Raw genomic sequence first — 17,689 nt, forward strand, 5'->3', positions numbered from 1 at the left:
AGACTCCAGGCGGACCATTTCGATGATCTGATGGACCGCCTTCTCCTTGAACTCGACGGAATACTTTCTAGGCATAGTTCAATCCTTCCTTAGCTGAGGTAGGAACTAAACCCAGGACGCTTCAGCATGAATGATCTGGTAGCTTCCTTGGGCATTAATGATCTGTCGAAATCACAGGTATCTGATATGGCCAAAGGACTCGACGACATGGTCGCTGACTTCCGCACCCGCCCTTTAGATAGCAGTCCTTATTTCTACCTGTCATGTGACGCGGTGACGATGAGAGTTCGCGAAGGCGGACGAATTGTCAAAACCAGTGTGCTTATCGCTACCGGTGTCAACAACGACGGGTACCGAGAACTGTTGGGGATGCAGATTGCCACATCGGAATCCGTAGAATCATGGACCGGGTTCTTCCAAGACCTTAAAGAACGCGGACTCGGGCAGGTCTATCTAGTTACCAGTGATGCTCACTTGGGAATCCAGGCCGCTGTTGGCCAAGTAAGTATTGCCGACAGCCAGCTGGCAGCGCTGCCGCACGCAATTTGCTAAGAACCTCTCATCCAAGGTGTCCAAACGCCAGTGAACCACACTATCTGGAATGTTTCATTCCATCTTCCAGCAAGCCGACGCTCAAGCCACGTGGGACCAAGCACGTGAGGTTGTTGAGTTTTGCCATGAGCGTTTCCCTGAGGTCGCCGACTATCTGGAGGAGTCATTAGATGAGATCCTTTCATTCACACAAACGCCTAAGCCTGTGTGGACGAAGGTGTGGTCGAACAATACGACAGAACGATTGAATCGTGAAATCCGGCGGCGCACCGAGGTTGTACGGACCTTCCCTAACCGCAGGTCTGTGATCCGCCTGGTCGGCTCTGTACTAGCCGAGCAACATGATGATTGGATCCAACAAAAGCGCTACATGTCGCTGGCGAGCTTGGACAAACCCGAAACCTCATAGCCGCCAACACCTTTAATGCCAGCAACACGAAGACCACCGAAGAAGCAGTCTAATGAACCGACCTCAACCCCGAGCCGGACCCCAACATCACCGATGACACGGACCTTCGATTCAGAAAGAACAGATACACCACTTCCACGGACTTGACCGTCGGCGGGAACTGTAGAAACGATTCGAACCGATTCCCACGTCTCGACAGACTTTGACTGAATCCATAACCGTTTTCCCAATGAGAAGAAATCGCTGTGGAAACAATGACAAATCATCAATCACCAATAGAAATGGACGCATTTACGGGTGACAAAGCCTTCAACTCGCTGCTACACCCTATTAGAAAAATGTTCTTTACCTACCTGCATTCACCGCGTAAAGCACTGGCTCCTGAGTGTTGGGAAACTACTATCAACAGTTTAGAAGGCGGAAACTCGTAGCTCAGACGTTTTACAGATGTACACCGAGGAAAAGCGGAGAGCGTCAAAGAAATTGCTCGACTGGTACCTCGGCTTGCAAACGCAACTGCCTGACGATCCATAATAGATCGCCAATCAGTGCAATTTCGGGCAAGACCAACTCGCCTAATTTACGTATTTTCTTTCCAGAAGACCTCAACCAAGCCGACTACGAAACAAGACGATCGGCCCTCGACGACAACGCTATCCCAAACGAGTGCACACCCACTAGGAATCAGAAAAGGACCAATGAAATTACGAACATGCCCACTCGACGACGCGTTTACAAAAGAGACGTCTTCTTGCCTAGTTTAGATCCTTGTGAATACCTTCGAATATACAGCCTTTTCGGTTTGAATTTGGTCGCTATTCTTTGGAAAAGATGAACTGGCTTTTCGCTTGCCCTACTTCGTTTTCAGGTCCGAGTGGAATACCTTTTCGCTCACGGAGGAGGAATGCGGCTATGAATCCGATTATGCTAGCAGAGATTAGATAGACCGACACGGCAAAAGTTGTTCCTGTTAACTCCACTAACGCCGCAGCGATCATGGGTGCCAAGGCACCTCCAAGGATAGAACCGATTGCATAGGTAATCGATACGCCCGAAGTGCGAATTGATGCCGGAAAAAGCTCAGTGTACATTGCGGACTGTGCGCCATAAGTTAAGCCTAATCCCACTGTGAGGAAGATGAGAGCTGCATACAGTAAACCGAGAGAGCCCTTATTTACCAATGGAAAAAGTGCCGCTGCTCCTACTGCTTGGACCGCAAATCCAATGAGATAGGTTTTTCGACGTCCGATAAAGTCCGATATCCATCCGGCGAAAAGGGTGAAAATCAGCCATGTAAAGGCGGAAACCGTTACTGCGGTTAGAACATCCCCCCTTTCCAGAGAAACTGGTCCTTCAGGGGCAGTTGCATAATTTTGGATATAACCACCGGCGGTCATATAGCCAACGGTCCCGTTACCAGCAAAAACGAGTGCTGCCACGAGGACCACCGGAAAATACTGCTTGAAAAGGATCCCAATTGGGTTTTCCTCTTCGCGTTCCTTATTTTCCGAAATCTCTTGGAACACTGGCGATTCATCCACCCCCATCCGAATAATGTAGGCGATAACCACTAGGGCGAAAGAGAGCAGAAATGGAATTCTCCAACCCCACTGTAGGAATGCTTCTCCGGGTGCGACGAAATTCATAATGGATAATACTCCGGAGGACATCAGTAGGCCTATAGGTACTCCAACTTGTGGTCCGGCTCCGAAAAGTCCCCTTTTGTTGTATGGGGCATGCTCGACAGCGAGTAGAACAGCAGATCCCCACTCCCCTCCAGCGGAAATTCCTTGTACGATACGAAGGAGAACGAGCATAATGGGGGCCCACACCCCAATCGTATCGTAGGTCGGGAGGAGTCCGATTGCGGCTGTGGCCCCGCCCATAGCAAAAAGAGTTATCATGAGGACAAATCGGCGACCCAGTCGGTCACCGTAGTGACCTGCCAAAAATGCCCCCAAGGGTCGGAAAAAGAATGATAGGCCGACGGTAGCAAACGAAACAACATTTGCTCCACCCGCGCCTATGTTGCCAAACATCACATTATTAAAGACGAGTCCGGCGACCGCAGCGTAAAGAAAATAGTCATACCATTCAATCGCGGTTCCGATTGTGGTGGCAGCGACTACGCGACGCGTCTCTTTGTTGGAAATTGCGGGAGAACTTGAACCGTCCATTTAAAGTTCCATTCAATTGATAGAAATCAACAACCAACAAAAATAATAGTCGAACCAATTTTTCCGAGCCAAGTCAACGCAGGTTAGCCATTAGATTTTCTTGTCCGCGGAGTTTACGTAGAATTAGCAGGTTATGAAAGCTCTGCTTTTAGTAGGTCAGAGAACCTATAAGTGCCAGTTACAGCGGTGTCCTGCTCCATGAGGTACATGCGCTTTACTGCAATGACGATGGCTTCGGCAATGTCATCGCGGCAGGACGGGTTGGTGAGGATCTTTACGTCCTCTGGGTTAGTCAGGTAGCCCAGTACGATCTGGATGACCGGCATCTGGGTCAAGCGCAGCAGGTCCCAGGTGCGGCCATGGTTGCCGCAGTCCAGCAGCTCAGTGCGCGCAACAATCTCGCGCTGGATGAAACCGGAAAGGGTCTCACCAATGAGCGAGGAGTTGCCGGATTCGGAACCGAAGTAGAAGGTGGCAACACCATTGGCCTTCTCATTGGGGTAGGAATCGCAGGCTAGGGAAATGACCATGTCCGCATCGAAAGCGTTAGCCAGTTCGGCGCGGGACTTGACGTCCGCATCGGAGGTCCGAGGACGGGAGATGATGGTTTCCATGCCTGCGGCAATCATGCGCCCCTCGATGCGCTGGGTGAGGTCCCACAGGATTTCCTGCTCGGAAATATCACCGAATCGACCCTTGACCAGCTGGCCGGCGTCGCCGCCGCTTAAGGCGGGATCGATGACAACGCGCTTGCCCGCCAGCTTTGGGCCGGCGTTGCGGACGCGCTCACGCTCTTGGATATTGTGCGCGGAACCACCGGTAATACGGCGGCCGAGCAGTCCAAGGGCGCGGATGGTGGCGGGGCCGCACACACCATCTTCTTGCAGGCCGCAGTTGTGCTGATATTCTTTCAGGGCCGCGTGGGTATTGGTACCGAAGTGGCCGTCTACGCGCTGCTGGTAGAAGCCGAGCTCCTGCAGTTGTTGCTGGAGCTGCGAGATATCGTCACCTACCAGCTCATTCGCAGGCTCGTAGCTAAGGACGCGGCTGCCGAGCGTGTACGAGGCTTGGCGCAGTTCGCGCAGGGTGAGATCGTCGATTTCGCCCGTCGGCACGATACCGCGGGATTGCTGGAAGGCCTTGAGGACCTCAGACAAATTGGCATCAAAGCTCTTGTCGCTCTCGGAGTACTTCTGCTTCTTCCAAGCAGAAAGTTCCCCTTTGAAATCTGACAAGAGGCCGAGACGGGCCAAGGTAGCGCGAGCCTCAGCTACACGCACGCTTGTATCGCCGACTCGAAGAACGCGGTTCACGCCTTAATACCCCTTTCACAGCCCGCTTTAGTTAGGGCCGCATTCCAGAATTTCTACACGCTTAATCTAATAGGAATTAGATTAACAGTTAAAGCTGCTTTTTCACTTGCGCCACGATGTCATCTTTAGAACGCAGACCCACAAATTCGTCTACCTTCTCGCCGTGGTTGAAAATTAGCACATTTGGGATGGACATGATCTGGAACATGGCGCCTAGGTTGCGCTCTTCATCGACGTTCACCTTGGCGACGGTGACTTGGCCGTCCAACTCCTCCGCTACCTCTTCCAGGATGGGGGAAAGCTTCTTGCACGGGCCACACCACTCGGCCCAGAAGTCAACGACGACGGGCTTATCGGACTCGATGACGTCCTTACGGAACGTATCGGTGGTTACTTTCTTGACGTTGCTCATACTGAATTAACGGTTTTCTGCGAGGAAATGTTCCGCATCAATTGCCGCACGGCAACCGGAGCCGGCCGCGGTAATTGCCTGCTGGTAGTGGTCATCCACCAAGTCACCGCAGGCGAAAACGCCTGGCAGGGAGGTCTTGGTGGTGGGTTGTTCAACTACAACATAGCCGTTGTCATTGAGCTTGACCTGATCATTGAGGAAGGAAGAGCGCGGATCATGGCCAATTGCTACGAACATGGCAGTGACGTCCAAGGTGGAAGTCTCGCCGTTAGTGACGTCCTTGAGTTTGAGTCCGCCGACCTTGCCATCGGCTTCAATAACTTCTTCGACGATCTTATTGGTCTCCCACTTGATCTTTTCGTTGGCCTGGGCGCGCTCCAGCATAATCTTGGAGGCGCGGAAGTTCTCGGAGCGGTTCACAATGGTGACAGAGTCCGCGAACTTGGTGAGGAAGGTAGCCTCCTCCATGGCAGAGTCGCCGCCGCCGATAACAGCGATATTGTGGTCCTTGAAGAAGAAGCCATCGCACGTAGCGCAGGTAGAAACGCCGCGGCCGGTAAGTTCTTCCTCACCTGGTACGCCGAGGTGGCGCGGGGCGGCACCGGTGGCGAGGATGACGGCGCGGGCCTCAAAGAGCTCGTCACCCACGTGCAGCTTTTTAATATCGCCTTCCAGCTCAACGGAGTCAACGACCTCCATGCGGAGATCCGCACCAAAGCGGATGGCCTGGGCGCGCATTTCTTCCATGAGCTCTGGGCCCATGATGCCCTTTTGGAAGCCGGGGTAGTTTTCTACCTCGGTGGTATTCATAAGCTCGCCGCCGTACTCGAAGCCCTCGAAGACAATCGGGTTGAGCTCGGCGCGTGCCGCGTACAGCGCGGCGGTGTAACCGGCAGGGCCGGAACCTACGATGGCAACATCGTGGACGGTCATTGCTAACTCCCTTAAATCAGAGTGTGGTTTCGCGTAACGCCCTGAGTCTACCCGCCACGCTGACAAACGTCGGTATTAGCAAACTCACCCCATGGCGGCGCGTAGGACTTCCTTCGCTCGGGCGCGGCGGGATTTGATGGTGCCGGGCTTTACCCCTTGGGCGGTGGCAACTTCGCCGACGCGGAACCCGGCGACGTCGGTAAGCAGCAGCGCTTCGCGCTGATCCTCCCGCAGCAGCTGCATGGCTTCTCGCACCACTAGCTGCTCCGCTAGGTTTTCGGAAGGGTTATGCGCGAGCAGCGGGTTGCGATCGTCGTCAAAGTCCTCCGCATCTAATGAAGCATTTTCCCTGTTAGAACGGTGGTTCAAGTAGTCATAGCCAGAGTTTTTCACCAGCCGGTGCAGCCAGGTGGATAGCGCAGACTCGCGGCGATAGGAGTGCAGGTTGCAGCTGGCGCGCAGGAAGGCTTCCTGAACCACATCTTGGGCATCATGATCGTTTCTGGTGTAGCGCCGCGCTACCGTGGTCAGCCGCGTGCGGTGGCGTTCCACGATGGTGGAAAAGGCCTTATTGTCCCCCTCAATAAAAGCATCAACTAGTTCTTCGTCACTGCGGTCATGACTGAGCGTCATATGTATATTCCCCCCGGATCAACAACTGTTATACACAGTGTGACCCGAGGGGAACTAGGGCGCGAGCGCTGGGCTGTACAGTTTATTGACCAGCCCGCACGCGGAGGGTGCGCCGCAGGTTATCGCGGCATTCCAGCAGGATGCGGCGCAGCGCTCCTGGCAGCTCCCGGTGCAGCAGGCGCGTGGTGGCGGCATCGGCCATCGGCAGCTCCGGGTAGAAGCCGCGGATGAGGCGGTTAGCAATCTCAATCGGGTGCGCGGCCCAGATGTCTTCCACGCGGGAGAAGAACTCCTCCGCGAAGGCCTCCTGCAGGCTAGCTGAGCGCGGGGCATTGAAACCGGCGACCAGTGCGTCGACCTCGGCATTAGAATATGCGCCGGGCGTGAGCGCCTTATCGAACGCGAAGCGCTTGGTCTCCGGCGTGGGGAAGGCGTAGCTGGCGCCGAGGAATTCGGTAGCGCCGGTCAGCGTATTATCGCGCTGCTTTTCCTCTTCGAGATCGGCCGGGGTTACGGCATTGCGGGCCGCGAGGGCGCGCAAGATCGCCCAGCGGATTTCGGGGTCCAAGCGAAGGCCGGCAATGTCACTGGAGAGCAGGGCCTTAAGGCGCGCGGTGCCTGATTCCTCCGGGGTTGCGGCGAGTGCGCGGATGGCGGCGCGAGCGAGCACAAGCTGGGCGTCCGAGGCTGGTTCGGCCTCGGCCAGGTGGCCCCAGATTGCCTCGGCATAGTCGGTGCGGACCTGCTCGCGGTCGGCGTCTGCCACATAGTGTGCAATGGCGAAATTGGCATTGGCGCAGGCAGTAGCCAGCAGCGTCGTGTTGGTCTCGTAGGCTTCGTGCTTGACGACGACCCCCACATAGTCAATCGCCGACATTTCCCCATCGCGGGTGAGGTTCCACAGGGCGGTCCAGATTACCGCGCGGGTCAATTCATCCTCGATGTCGGTCAGGCGCTCACTCGCTGTGTCTAGGGAGGTCTCGTCGAAGCGGATCTTGGCGTAGGTATGGTCGGCGTCGTTAAGCAGCAGCAATGCCGGGGCTGGAAGGCCGGCAGCCTCATCGATGATGGTGCGGGTGGTGCCATCGCCGGCGGGAAGATCGATGTCGATCTCGCGGTACTTGTACAGGGATGCATCAAAGAGCGAAGCGGTCAGGCGGTGCGGTCGGGTGACGTCCTCGGCGTCTGCACTGATGGCCAGCTCCGCAATCTTCTCGCCTTCGGTGTGCAGCTCCGGGGTGAGGGTATCCGGGCCCCACGTGCGCAGCCAGGCCTGCGACCAGGCATCAAGATCGCGGTCCGTGTGCTTCTTGAGCGCCTGCAGGAGGTCATCAAAGGTGGCGGCGGCAAAGGCGTGCTCTTGGAAGTAGTCGCGCGCACCGGCGTAGAAATTATCGCGGCCGACGTAATGCACCAGCTGCTTGAGAACCGCCGCTCCTTTGGCATAGGTGATGCCGTCGAAGTTCTGGCGCGCGGCATCCAGGTCCGGGATCTCCGCCTTGATGGGGTGCGTGGTGGGCAGCTGATCCTGCAGGTAGGCCCAATTCTTGCGGGCGCCGGCAAAGTTTGCCCAGGCCTCGGTGTAGTCGGTGCCGTGGACGGAAGAATCCGCGCCCATAAATTCCGCGAAGGACTCCTTGAGCCACAGGTCATCCCACCACTGCGGAGTGACGAGATCACCGAACCACATATGAGACATCTCGTGCAGGATGGTATTTGCACGGCCGGCGTGCTGCGCGCGGGTAGCGCGGGAGCGGAAGATGTAGTTCTCCGTAAACGTCACCAGGCCGGGATTTTCCATCGCGCCGAGGTTGTATTCGGGTACAAAGATGGAATCGTACTTGCCCCACGGATAGGGATAGCCAAAGTTCTGGTGGAAAAAGTCCATGCCTTGGGCGGTAAGTTCTAGGATTTCCTCGTCCAGGTGCTCAAACATGGACGCGCGGGCAAAGGCGCGCAGCTGTGCCGAATGGCTGCCATCCGGGGCGGTCCAGGTGCGCTCTTGGTACTGGTAGGGGCCGGCGGCGAAAGAAGTCAGGTACGTCGACAGCGGCGGGGTCGGCGCAAAAGTAACGGTGGCGAGCTCCCCCTCTTCGCTGCGTTCGACTTCTGGTTGGTTGGAAAGGATCTGCCACTTTTTCGGTGCGGTCATGCGCACGTGGAAGACGGCCTTGAGATCCGGCTGCTCTAGGCAGGGGAAGATGCGGCGGGCATCAGAAGGCTCGAGGTGTGAATACAGGTAGGTCGCGTCATCGGCCTGATCGTGCATCCGATGCAGACCCTGGCCGGTGCGCGAATAGCGCGAGTGGCTGGTGACTTCGATGGCGAGCTCCTCCCCTACTGGCAGGCCGTGCAGCCGGATGATGCTGCCATCAAAGTCCACCTCCTGCGGAGTGCCATTGACCTTGACCTCCGCGACGGATTCGCCTAGGTAATCCAGGAAAAGCTCGGGCTCACTGCTGCTGAGTTCGAGGCGGGTAGTCACGCGGTAGGTGGGGCTATCGAGTACCTCCGAGAGGTCAAGGTGGAGGTGATAAGCGCGCAGGTCCACCGCCGCTGCGCGTTCTTGGAGCAACTCGTGCTGCGTCTTAGTTTGTGGTGCGGTCATATCTACGAACTATAGTTACCGCCGTCACGTAGGGTGCGGGGTTGGGGTCCTAAGCTCCGCTGCCTTCTAGCAGCAAACTACCCAGCGGGTATTGGGACCTCGCTGTGGACCAGTTGGATTAGTTTTGCCGTCTCACACTCTTCAAGTGGCGCAAGATGTCAGTGACCATCAGCAAGCGTCACACCATACTGAGGGATGCAACCTATGGAAACCGTCAGGCGATAACACCACACTCACCACTTTCTGTAAACATAAGGCCTAGACCCCACTAGACGCGTGTAAAACAATGCTAGGAACGGCTCTATTTACAGTAAACATTCTGTCGCACACCGGCGTAACAATAGGGTGTACCCCAGGTGCCCCTACCAGCGCCCGCAGTTGAAGGCTTCACCTACCAAATGGTAAAGTTAGCTATATGCGAACCAGTCAGCGCTCCGAGATCCTGGAAGCTGCCCTCCGCGTCATGAACGCAGCGGAGGGTGGCGACATTACCCTTGACGCAGTGGCCCACGAGGCCGGGCTCACCAAACCGGGATTGCTATATCACTTCCGCAACCGCGACGTACTGCTCGCCGCGATCGTCGACCACGCTGCGGCCAACGTCGAGAACGACATGACTGCCACCCTTGGCAAGCCCCTCGAGAACGCCAACGCCACCGAGCGGCTCCTGAGCTACCTTCACGTCGCCGCCCACGGGGCCGCCAAGCGCGCCGAGTTCATCATCTGGGGCCAAGCGACGTACCGGCCCGAACTCACCGAACCGTGGACTACGCGGATGGGCCGCTGGCTCGAACTCCCGGACGATCTCGACGCCGCCACCCGAGCCAGGCTGACCACCGCCCGACTCGCCGCCGACGGACTCTGGGGCGCCCAGGCCACAGGTGTGTCCACCCTCCACGGCGCGGATCTCGAAGCCGTCGTCTCCAGCATTCGCTCCCTGATCGAAGGAACAACCCCATGAAGCAGTGGTTCCTGCTCGCTGGCGCCATCACTACCGAAGTGGCGGCGACGCTGTCTCTCAAGGCGGCGCTCAATCACCCATCCTGGTACATCGTGGTTGCTGCCGGATACATCGGCGCTTTCGTCTTCCTCACCTTCTGCCTGCGCGAAGGAATGCAGATCGGCGTCGCCTATGGCATCTGGGGAGCCAGCGGGGTCGTGCTCGCCGCCGTGCTATCCGCCGCGATTTTCGGTGAACCTCTGACCGCTGTGATGGGTCTTGGAATGGTTGCGATCATCAGCGGTGTCCTCACCGTCGAACTCGGCTCCCAGAAAGCTCAGCAAACCGCAGCCCAGGAAGCAGGAGTCAACTCATGAGATGGATCTTCCTCGCAGGCGCCATCTTGTCCGAAGTCGTCGCGACCATGTCGCTACGAGCCTCCGACGGTGGCCGGGTGAAGAAATGGTTCATCGGCGTCATCGCGGGGTATCTCGTGGCGTTCGTCGCCTTAAGTCTCGCCTTGGCCGACGGCATGGCCCTTGGCGTCGCCTACGGCATCTGGGCAGCATCCGGCGTAGCTCTCACCGCGATCCTCGCCCGGGTCATCTTCCACGAACCCCTCACCCGAACCATGGCCCTCGGCATCCTCCTCATCGCCGTCGGAGTTCTCACCGTTGAACTCGGCGCCAACTTGGCGAACTGATGCATTTCCGCAGGTAAACCAGGCAGATTGGTGTGCCCCAGGTGCACCACGAGGCGCACAGACAAAGGCTCCCCAATGAGCGCCTGTGGGCCTAGCGTTGTGGATGTGATCACCTGTGTCGTCCACTACACCATCGACCCCGACCAGATCGCGGCCTTTGAACAGTTCGCCCGCGCTTGGATGCGGCATGTCGACGAACACGGCGGCACCCACCACGGGTACTACCTACCCGCGGAAGGTGTGAGTGACCGTGCGGAATCCCTGTTCAGCTTCCCCAGCCTGGCTGCCTACGAGCAGTACCGCACCTTGTTCGGCACCCACCCGGACTTCATCGCCGCTGACCGGATTCGAGACGAGTCCGGGTGCGTCCTGCGGTACGAGCGCACCTTCATGCGGCCGCTCCTACCCCAGGGACACTGAAAGGGACTCCGGCAGCACGCTCGGCACAACCCACAACGCCGCAGGTCAGCGCGTACAGATGGGTGTAATCAACTGTTACATGTGTCACCCGTCTCGGAGAGAATAAGAATCAGAGCACGATCCTCTACGTCCGGTTCCTACCCCAGATCATTCCCACCGAAAGCCGCCGCCAACCGGCCTGACCTCGCTCACTCGCCGGGCCACGGCATCACCATGGGGCTTGACCTTCGAGCCGGGAGCCCGGGTGCTTGCCAAGGTCCAGCGAAGCTCTCCTGCTGCCGTGAACTATGTCGCGGTGGACATCGCGTCCTACGAGACGGCCAATGAAATCAGGGAATTCCTGGCCGGAAATGGGGCGTCATCCCTGGCCTTTGCCTCTGATACCGATACGCGGCTCATCACCGCCTACCGGATAAACCAGGTAAGCACCGCTGTAATCCTGGACGCCGCGGGCACGGAGGTCTTCCGTGCCGTGGAGCCGGGTGCTGCGTAACTGCGGACGGCACTGGCCGCGGCGGGAGCCGGCTCAGTGAAGCCCCTTAGCCTGCGGCGGGCTCAGATGTAACTGCAGATTTGTTCAGCATCGCAGCGCTGAGGGTCGGCCACCTCGGCGGTTGCATATTGTTCGGCCACGGTCACCCGGAGCGCGGTGAGCTCCGCGATTTTCCGGTCCAGGTCCTGCAACTGTTTCCCCAGGACATCCCGTACGTGGGTGCAAGGCGTCAAACCGCTATCGCGGATCCGCAGAATGCCCTGGATCTGCGCCAGGGTCAGCCCGGCGGTTTGGCTGCGGCGAATGAATTCGAGGCGGCTGAGGGTGTCGTGGGCGTAGTCACGATAGCCGTTGGCCGAGCGCTCAGCCGGTGGGAGCAGGCCCCGGTCCTCATAGAACCTGATCGTCTTGGTTGTTATACCGGCAGCATCAGCAACTTCACCGATTCGCATTTCGGGTCCTCATCTCGTTCCAAAAAATCGCATATGACCCTTCCATCGTACTGGAACGTTCCGCATCGGCACCCGCAAACCAACAGGTCCCGTCGCCAGCTTGACCTTCCCCCTTAGTGGAAGGTTGATAATGGGGTGTGACGTACTACTGGCCGTCCGGTTTCGTGTTGGGGTCCCCTGTCGGGGTTCCGGACACGAGCCGGACATATGAAGGGATGATCATGTCAATAAAAGTGAAGGGCCGGGAGCGCTCTGGCCTGGTGCTTGCGGCAGGCACTCTGCTGTCCTTCCTTGGTGTTGTGATGGTGGCGCTGGTGTGCTGCGGGGTACCCGTTCTGACGGCTGCAGCCGGTGTTTTCGCCGCGGCCGGCGCAATGGCCGGCAACCTCTGGTTCATTGCCGCCGCAGCCCTTGCCGCGGGGGCCCTGCTCCTGCGGGCGCAGCGTCGGGGCAGCCCGGGGACGGATTGTTGCGCCCGTTCCCGCCCGGGGGCCAGCCTGTCCGCGGGTTCTACTCCAACACCTCATTCATCGTCGGAGCAGGAGCGGTCCGGGCAGTCCCGGGCCGGTGCTTCTGAGGATGCGGGGTCACAGGGATGACGGGTGTTTTGGGTCTGGCCTTTCTGACCGGAATGCTTGCCACGGTGAATCCATGCGGGTTTGCGATGCTGCCAACCTATCTGGCGTATTTCATTGGTTCAGGCCCGGGTGCGGGACGGAAGCGGCCGTTGCTTGCAGGTCTTCAGGCCGGGGTTGCCCTCAGCGCCGGTTTCGCCACTGTCTTTGTTACGGCCGGCCTGCTCGCCGCTGTAGGCCTGCGGTCGGTGGCGTCGGCGCTTCCCTGGGCGGCGGCGCTGATCGGAGCGGTTATTGTGGTTGCCGGCCTTGGCATGGTGTTCGGATGGCAGCTGCCCGGGGCGAGGTTGAACCTGCCCCGGATTCTGAAGACGGACGGGACCAGTTCGGGCCTCAGGGCGGTCTTTGGCTACGGGGTGGCCTATGCGGTGGCTGCGCTCTCTTGCAGCCTGGCCGTGCTGCTGGCTGTTGTCGCCCAGGCTGTGTCCACCGGGAGCCTGGCCGGGCTGCTGGCGGTCTTCGCCGCCTACGCCTTGGGCTCCTCGGTGGTGCTGGTCCTTCTGTCCCTCGGTGCAGCGGTAGCGCGGGACGTCCTGGCACGCCACGTCCGAAGGATCCTGCCGTTTGTTAATCGTCTCGGCGGAGCCGCGCTTATCCTCGCAGGGATCTACCTGTTGCTCTACTGGGTTCCGGCCCTGTCCGGCGGGCAGGCCGGGGAGATCATGGGCGGGACGGTCACCGAAGCCAGCGTGGCGCTGTCCGGTTTCATCTCGGGCAACTGGCCCATTATCACCCTCACCGCGGTGGCCGCCGTCCTCGCCGCCGCGGCCCTGGCCCTGCGGCGCCGCAGTAAAAGCAAGGCACAGGACAACAGCGCAATCACGGATGGGGCTGAGAGCAGCGACAGCACCGAAGCGTGCTGCGGCCCGGAACATCTTCTTCCCGACACGGCGCCAGGGCGCACCAACCAGAAAGGAAACCCATGACAACGACCAGAAACCACCGGCGGATTTTCACCATTACTGCCGTCGTAGCGGCCGCGGCCCTCATCCTGGTCTTGGCCCTCACTGCGTTGAACCGCGGGAGCGAAACCGCTCCCGCCGCCGGGCCAGCGGGCGCAAACAACGTGGACAGGATCGAGATCACATCTGTGGACGGCAAGGCCCTCACCGTCCCTTCCACCCGCCCGACAGTGCTGTATTTCATGGCGAGCTGGTGCTATACCTGCGTTCCGCAGGCAGAAGCGATGAAGGAACTGGAACAGGAATATGCCGATAAGGCAGACTTCGTCGCCGTGGACGTGACGCCGGAGACCACAAAAACCCAAGTGGACCAGTTCCGCGAAATGGCCGGCACACCCGGATACCCCTTCGTTGTCGACCGGACCGGGGAACTCACCCAAAAGTACGCGGTCACATCCCTGGACAGTACCGTCGTCATCGCACCTGACGGTGACATCCTGGGCCGGGCCGATTCCCGGCCCATGAAGGCCGATGCCCTGAAGGAATTTCTTGACACAACACTTCCGTAGCAACACCGATCTCTTCGCTCCCGTTCTTGACCTTCCCGTGCAGGGGAAGGTGCAGACTGGGGACAGCATGCAAAAAGGAACGCCCCCCGGGGTGTTCATTCGAGACTCCAAGGAGGACTAATGCCTGAGGCAGCACCAAATTTTGATTTAGCCGTGATCGGTTCCGGAGGCGGCGCCTTCGCCGCCGCCATCCGGGCCACCAAGCTGGGCTATCGGGTCGTGATGATCGAACGCTCCACGGTGGGCGGGACCTGTGTGAACACCGGGTGCGTTCCCTCCAAAGCCCTGCTGGCCGCCGCTGAAGCCCGGCATGTCGCTGTGGATGCGACCGGAAGGTTCCCCGGGATCAGCACTTCCGCCGCCCCGGTGGACATGGGTGTACTGATAGACGGGAAACGCTCCCTGGTCGAGCGAATGCGCTCGGATAAATACGTGGATCTGGCCGCCGACTACGGATGGGACCTGCGCCAGGGCACCGCGGTGTTCGCCGGCACCCCGGAGGAACCGGTCCTGGAAATCACCGGACCCGACGGCACCCGCGACTCCCTGACCGCCGCCCATTATCTGGTCGCGACCGGTTCGACCCCGTGGGCACCCCCGGTGCCGGGACTGGATGAAGTCAACTACCTGACCTCGACCACCGCCATGGAACTGAACGAAGTGCCCGAGTCCCTGATCGTCTTCGGCGGCGGGTACGTGGCCCTGGAGCAGGCGCAGCTTTTTGCCCGCCTCGGATCCAAAGTGACCTTGCTGGTCCGCTCCAGGCTTGCCTCGCACGAGGAACCAGAAGCCTCCCGTGCGCTGATGGGCGTCTTCGCCGACGAGGGCATCCGCGTGGTCCGCCGCGCAGCCGTAACTTCGGTCCGCACAGATCCCGCCGGCGCAGAGGTCCTTGTCACCGCCACGGTCGCCGGGGGCCAGGAGGAATTCCGCGCCGCAAAGCTGCTGGTAGCCACCGGCCGACGCGCCGTCACCGACGGACTGAACCTGGACGCCGTCGGCGTCAAGACCGGCGACACCGGCCAGATCCTGGTCGAGAGCACACTCGCCAGCTCCAACCCCAGGATCTGGGCCGCAGGGGATGTGACCGGGCACCGAGAATTCGTCTACGTCGCGTCCGCCCACGGAACCCTGATGGTGGAGAACGCCTTCAACAACGCCGGGCGCGAGGTCGACTACCGGCACCTGCCCCGCGTGACGTTCACCAGCCCGTCACTGGCCGCGGTCGGCATGACCGACAAGGAAGCCAACGAGGCGGGCATCCGGTGTGAATGCCGGGTCCTGCCCCTGGAATACGTTCCCCGGGCACTGGTGAACCGGGACACCCGCGGCTTCATCAAAATCGTCGCCGACGCCGACACCGGACGGATTGTGGGGATCACCGCCGTCGGCAAGGAGGCCGGTGACCTGGCCGCCGCCGGAGTCTACATCCTCGAGGCCGGCATGACCGTTGACCAGGTCGCGAACCTCTGGTGCCCATACCTGACCATGGCCGAAGGGATCAAAATCGCCGCACAGTCCTTCACCACCGACGTCTCCAAACTCTCTTGCTGCGCCTCCTGACCCGCGCCAGATCCCAGCCTAATCCCATTACGTTGTTGGCAGTTCCGCTTGAAGGAGCCCAGGATTCGTACTCCTAGCCCCATGCTGGGGCAGGCTATGTTTATCTGCGTTCCTTCTGCCTTGTGGCAGTGGAACTAGTCGCTGGCTTCGGTATGGCTTATTTTCGTCCCTGTCTGAAAATGATCCGGGGGTGATGCCGCCGAAGGCAGTGACATACTCCAGACTGCTAATAGGAACCTGACCCGCACAGAATGTGCGAGGTCTCAAAGTAATGTGGATGCCAGCGTGAAGTATGTCGGTGCTGTTGCAAAGTTGGGGCAGTAGAAAGACCGGCGTGAAATAATCAGAGCCATGGGCATCTTCTCCGGTCGGCATTTCCCCCGTGACATCATCCTGTGGGCGGTGCGGTGGTACTGCCGCTACGGCGTGAGCTACCGCGACCTCGAAGAAATGATGACCGAGCGGGGTGTGCCAGTCGATCACACCACGATCTACCGCTGGGTGCAGAAATACGCCCCTGAGCTGGATAAGCACACTCGCTGGTACCGGCAGGTACCCGACTGGCAGGCCCGGTCCTGGCGGGTGGATGAGACCTATATCCGGGTCGGCGGCACGTGGTGCTATCTCTACCGGGCTATTACCGCCGGTGGCCAGACCTTAGACTTCTACCTCTCACCAAAACGGAATGTGGCTGCGGCCAAGCGTTTCCTGGCCAAGACGCTGCGATCGAATACGACAGCCGGGTCCCCGCGGGTCATCAACACCGACAAGGCACCAGCTCTGGCCAAGGCAATATCCGAGCTGAAGGCGGAGGGAATCTGCCCTCAGACGGTGGAGTACCGGCAGGTGAAATACCTGAACAACGTTCTCGAGGGAGATCATGGCCGACTTAAAAGAATCCTGGGACCGAAGGGGGCGTTCAAAAACCGAATTTCCGCCTACCGGACGTTGAAAGGGATGGAAGCGATGCATTCATTACGGAAAGGTCAGGGCACGATGTTTGCTTATGGGCACCCCAATCCGGACGCGGTGATCGTCAACCGGGTCTTCGAGACGGCCTGAGAACGCCGGCACGCAGCGGCCATCAGGAAATGAGAAACTGGGTCGTCTCGGCTCTCCGCCCAACTTTGCAACAGCACCCTGCAATTCTCCTGTGGCGACTTTGAATTGTTTCCTTTATAGGTGAAGCCAAACCCGTTGATTGGCTGATATCCAGAGGTGCTGAGGGGCTGAATGGCTTTTCCCAAGGGTAAGGAGTGGCTGTACCGCTAGACCGGAAGACGTAGGAAAAGCCCGCAGCCAGAAGGTGGCTGCGGGCTTGGGGAAGCTTAATGCTTCTAGTGTGTCTGGGGCTACGGGCCTACTGCTTGATAGCAGAGACCTCGAGCTCAATCTTGATCTCCTCGGAGACCAGCACGCCGCCGGTCTTCAGCGGAGCGTTGAAGTCGATGCCGAAGTCCTTGCGGTTGATCTTGGTGGTTGCCTCGAAGCCCAGGCGGGTATTGCCAAATGGGTCCTCGGCGGTAGCAACGTCTTCAACGTCGAGGTCGACGGACTTGGTGGTGCCCTTAATAGTGAGGTCACCGGTGACGGTGCCGTTGCCATTCTCATCAACGTTGAGGTTGGTGGCCTTGAAGGTAATCTCCGGGTACTGCTCTACTGCGAAGAAATCTTCGTTCTTTACGTGTGCATCGCGGTCATCGTTGCCGGTGGAGATGGAAGCGGTGCGGATAATTGTCTCAGCAGCGGAATCGGCGATGTTCTCGGCCACGGTGATGGTGCCTTCGAAGTCTGCGAAGTTACCGCGAACCTTGGTGACCATCGCGTGCTTGGCGACGAATCCGATAACGGTGTGGGCTGGGTCAAGTGCGTAGGTACCTGCTGCGAGGGACATGATGAATACTCCTAAGGTTGTTGTTTGCGTTACACCCCACAGTGTACGTACCACTTCTAAATAGTCAACACGTGAAGTAAA

18 protein-coding genes and 1 pseudogene are annotated in these 17,689 nt (G+C 58.9%); 11 read left to right on the top strand and 8 right to left on the bottom strand.

The window, feature by feature from the left end; all coding sequences use genetic code 11:
* Nucleotides 1-126: 126 nt before the first annotated feature.
* A pseudogene (locus tag QP934_RS07595) lies at nt 127-1,014 on the top strand (IS256 family transposase); the annotation flags it as partial.
* A 762-nt stretch (nt 1,015-1,776) separates the two neighbouring features.
* Here the strand turns inward: QP934_RS07595 and QP934_RS07600 are convergent.
* From QP934_RS07600 to pepN, 6 genes are all read right to left on the bottom strand, one after another.
* Nucleotides 1,777-3,138, bottom strand: coding sequence for an MFS transporter (locus tag QP934_RS07600; protein WP_340419481.1), 1,362 nt, complete (start codon nt 3,136-3,138; stop codon nt 1,777-1,779).
* Between the two features lie 131 nt (nt 3,139-3,269).
* Entirely contained in the window at nt 3,270-4,451 is a 1,182-nt protein-coding gene (locus QP934_RS07605) for an N-acetylmuramoyl-L-alanine amidase (RefSeq protein WP_340419480.1), read from the bottom strand.
* 88 nt (nt 4,452-4,539) lie between these two features.
* Complete coding sequence (trxA, locus tag QP934_RS07610; protein WP_049378064.1) at nt 4,540-4,863, bottom strand: thioredoxin; 324 nt, start codon at nt 4,861-4,863, stop codon at nt 4,540-4,542.
* 6 nt (nt 4,864-4,869) lie between these two features.
* Nucleotides 4,870-5,796 (bottom strand): thioredoxin-disulfide reductase, encoded by a 927-nt coding sequence (gene trxB, locus QP934_RS07615; protein WP_308572751.1) that lies wholly within the window; start codon nt 5,794-5,796, stop codon nt 4,870-4,872.
* A gap of 84 nt (nt 5,797-5,880) precedes the next feature.
* Nucleotides 5,881-6,429: an RNA polymerase sigma factor gene (locus tag QP934_RS07620; protein ID WP_419127222.1), complete on the bottom strand. Its 549-nt coding sequence runs from the start codon at nt 6,427-6,429 to the stop codon at nt 5,881-5,883.
* 82 nt (nt 6,430-6,511) lie between these two features.
* Nucleotides 6,512-9,037 carry an aminopeptidase N gene (gene pepN / locus QP934_RS07625; protein ID WP_419127223.1) on the bottom strand — a complete coding sequence of 842 codons (2,526 nt, stop codon included), beginning with the start codon at nt 9,035-9,037 and terminating at the stop codon, nt 6,512-6,514.
* Nucleotides 9,038-9,452: 415 nt separating this feature from the next.
* Between pepN and QP934_RS07630 the strand changes: the two genes are divergently transcribed.
* The 5 genes from QP934_RS07630 (at nt 9,453) to QP934_RS07650 (ending at nt 11,593) form a co-directional block, all read left to right on the top strand.
* The gene (locus QP934_RS07630) at nt 9,453-9,998 is read left to right on the top strand and encodes a TetR/AcrR family transcriptional regulator (RefSeq protein ID WP_284767240.1); all 546 of its coding nucleotides are present in this window, start codon (nt 9,453-9,455) and stop codon (nt 9,996-9,998) included.
* On the top strand, nt 9,995-10,354 hold the full coding sequence (locus QP934_RS07635) for a DMT family transporter (RefSeq protein ID WP_003849971.1): 360 nt from the start codon (nt 9,995-9,997) through the stop codon (nt 10,352-10,354). The genes QP934_RS07630 and QP934_RS07635 overlap by 4 nt, the downstream gene beginning before the upstream one ends.
* Nucleotides 10,351-10,680 carry a DMT family transporter gene (locus QP934_RS07640; RefSeq protein ID WP_003849969.1) on the top strand — a complete coding sequence of 110 codons (330 nt, stop codon included), beginning with the start codon at nt 10,351-10,353 and terminating at the stop codon, nt 10,678-10,680. The genes QP934_RS07635 and QP934_RS07640 overlap by 4 nt, the downstream gene beginning before the upstream one ends.
* A gap of 105 nt (nt 10,681-10,785) precedes the next feature.
* Nucleotides 10,786-11,100 (top strand): NIPSNAP family protein, encoded by a 315-nt coding sequence (locus QP934_RS07645; RefSeq protein WP_230208643.1) that lies wholly within the window; start codon nt 10,786-10,788, stop codon nt 11,098-11,100.
* A 280-nt stretch (nt 11,101-11,380) separates the two neighbouring features.
* On the top strand, nt 11,381-11,593 hold the full coding sequence (locus QP934_RS07650; RefSeq protein ID WP_284767241.1) for an alkyl hydroperoxide reductase: 213 nt from the start codon (nt 11,381-11,383) through the stop codon (nt 11,591-11,593).
* Nucleotides 11,594-11,655: 62 nt separating this feature from the next.
* On the opposite strand, the gene QP934_RS07655 is transcribed toward QP934_RS07650, so the two are convergent.
* Nucleotides 11,656-12,039: a heavy metal-responsive transcriptional regulator gene (locus QP934_RS07655; protein WP_419127241.1), complete on the bottom strand. Its 384-nt coding sequence runs from the start codon at nt 12,037-12,039 to the stop codon at nt 11,656-11,658.
* Between the two features lie 227 nt (nt 12,040-12,266).
* Here QP934_RS07655 and QP934_RS07660 point away from each other — a divergent pair, with 227 nt between their 5' ends.
* The 5 genes from QP934_RS07660 to QP934_RS07680 all read left to right on the top strand — a co-directional run bounded on the left by QP934_RS07660 (nt 12,267) and on the right by QP934_RS07680 (nt 16,776).
* The gene (locus QP934_RS07660) at nt 12,267-12,644 is read left to right on the top strand and encodes a hypothetical protein (RefSeq protein ID WP_284769088.1); all 378 of its coding nucleotides are present in this window, start codon (nt 12,267-12,269) and stop codon (nt 12,642-12,644) included.
* A complete protein-coding gene (locus tag QP934_RS07665; RefSeq protein ID WP_284769087.1) occupies nt 12,641-13,606 on the top strand; it encodes a cytochrome c biogenesis CcdA family protein in 966 nt (321 codons plus the stop codon). Before QP934_RS07660 ends, QP934_RS07665 begins: the two co-directional genes overlap by 4 nt.
* Nucleotides 13,603-14,151: a TlpA family protein disulfide reductase gene (locus QP934_RS07670; protein ID WP_014316113.1), complete on the top strand. Its 549-nt coding sequence runs from the start codon at nt 13,603-13,605 to the stop codon at nt 14,149-14,151. Before QP934_RS07665 ends, QP934_RS07670 begins: the two co-directional genes overlap by 4 nt.
* A gap of 120 nt (nt 14,152-14,271) precedes the next feature.
* The gene (gene merA, locus QP934_RS07675) at nt 14,272-15,714 is read left to right on the top strand and encodes a mercury(II) reductase (RefSeq protein ID WP_419127224.1); all 1,443 of its coding nucleotides are present in this window, start codon (nt 14,272-14,274) and stop codon (nt 15,712-15,714) included.
* Nucleotides 15,715-16,065: 351 nt separating this feature from the next.
* Nucleotides 16,066-16,776: an IS6 family transposase gene (locus tag QP934_RS07680; protein WP_284769086.1), complete on the top strand. Its 711-nt coding sequence runs from the start codon at nt 16,066-16,068 to the stop codon at nt 16,774-16,776.
* Nucleotides 16,777-17,074: 298 nt separating this feature from the next.
* Here QP934_RS07680 and QP934_RS07685 read toward each other — a convergent pair whose 3' ends face one another.
* Nucleotides 17,075-17,608 (bottom strand): YceI family protein, encoded by a 534-nt coding sequence (locus tag QP934_RS07685; protein WP_284769085.1) that lies wholly within the window; start codon nt 17,606-17,608, stop codon nt 17,075-17,077.
* Between the last annotated feature and the right edge of the window lie 81 nt (nt 17,609-17,689).

Origin of the sequence: Corynebacterium sp. MSK122 (assembly GCF_030229435.2) — a bacterium.
GTDB lineage: Bacteria > Actinomycetota > Actinomycetes > Mycobacteriales > Mycobacteriaceae > Corynebacterium > Corynebacterium marquesiae.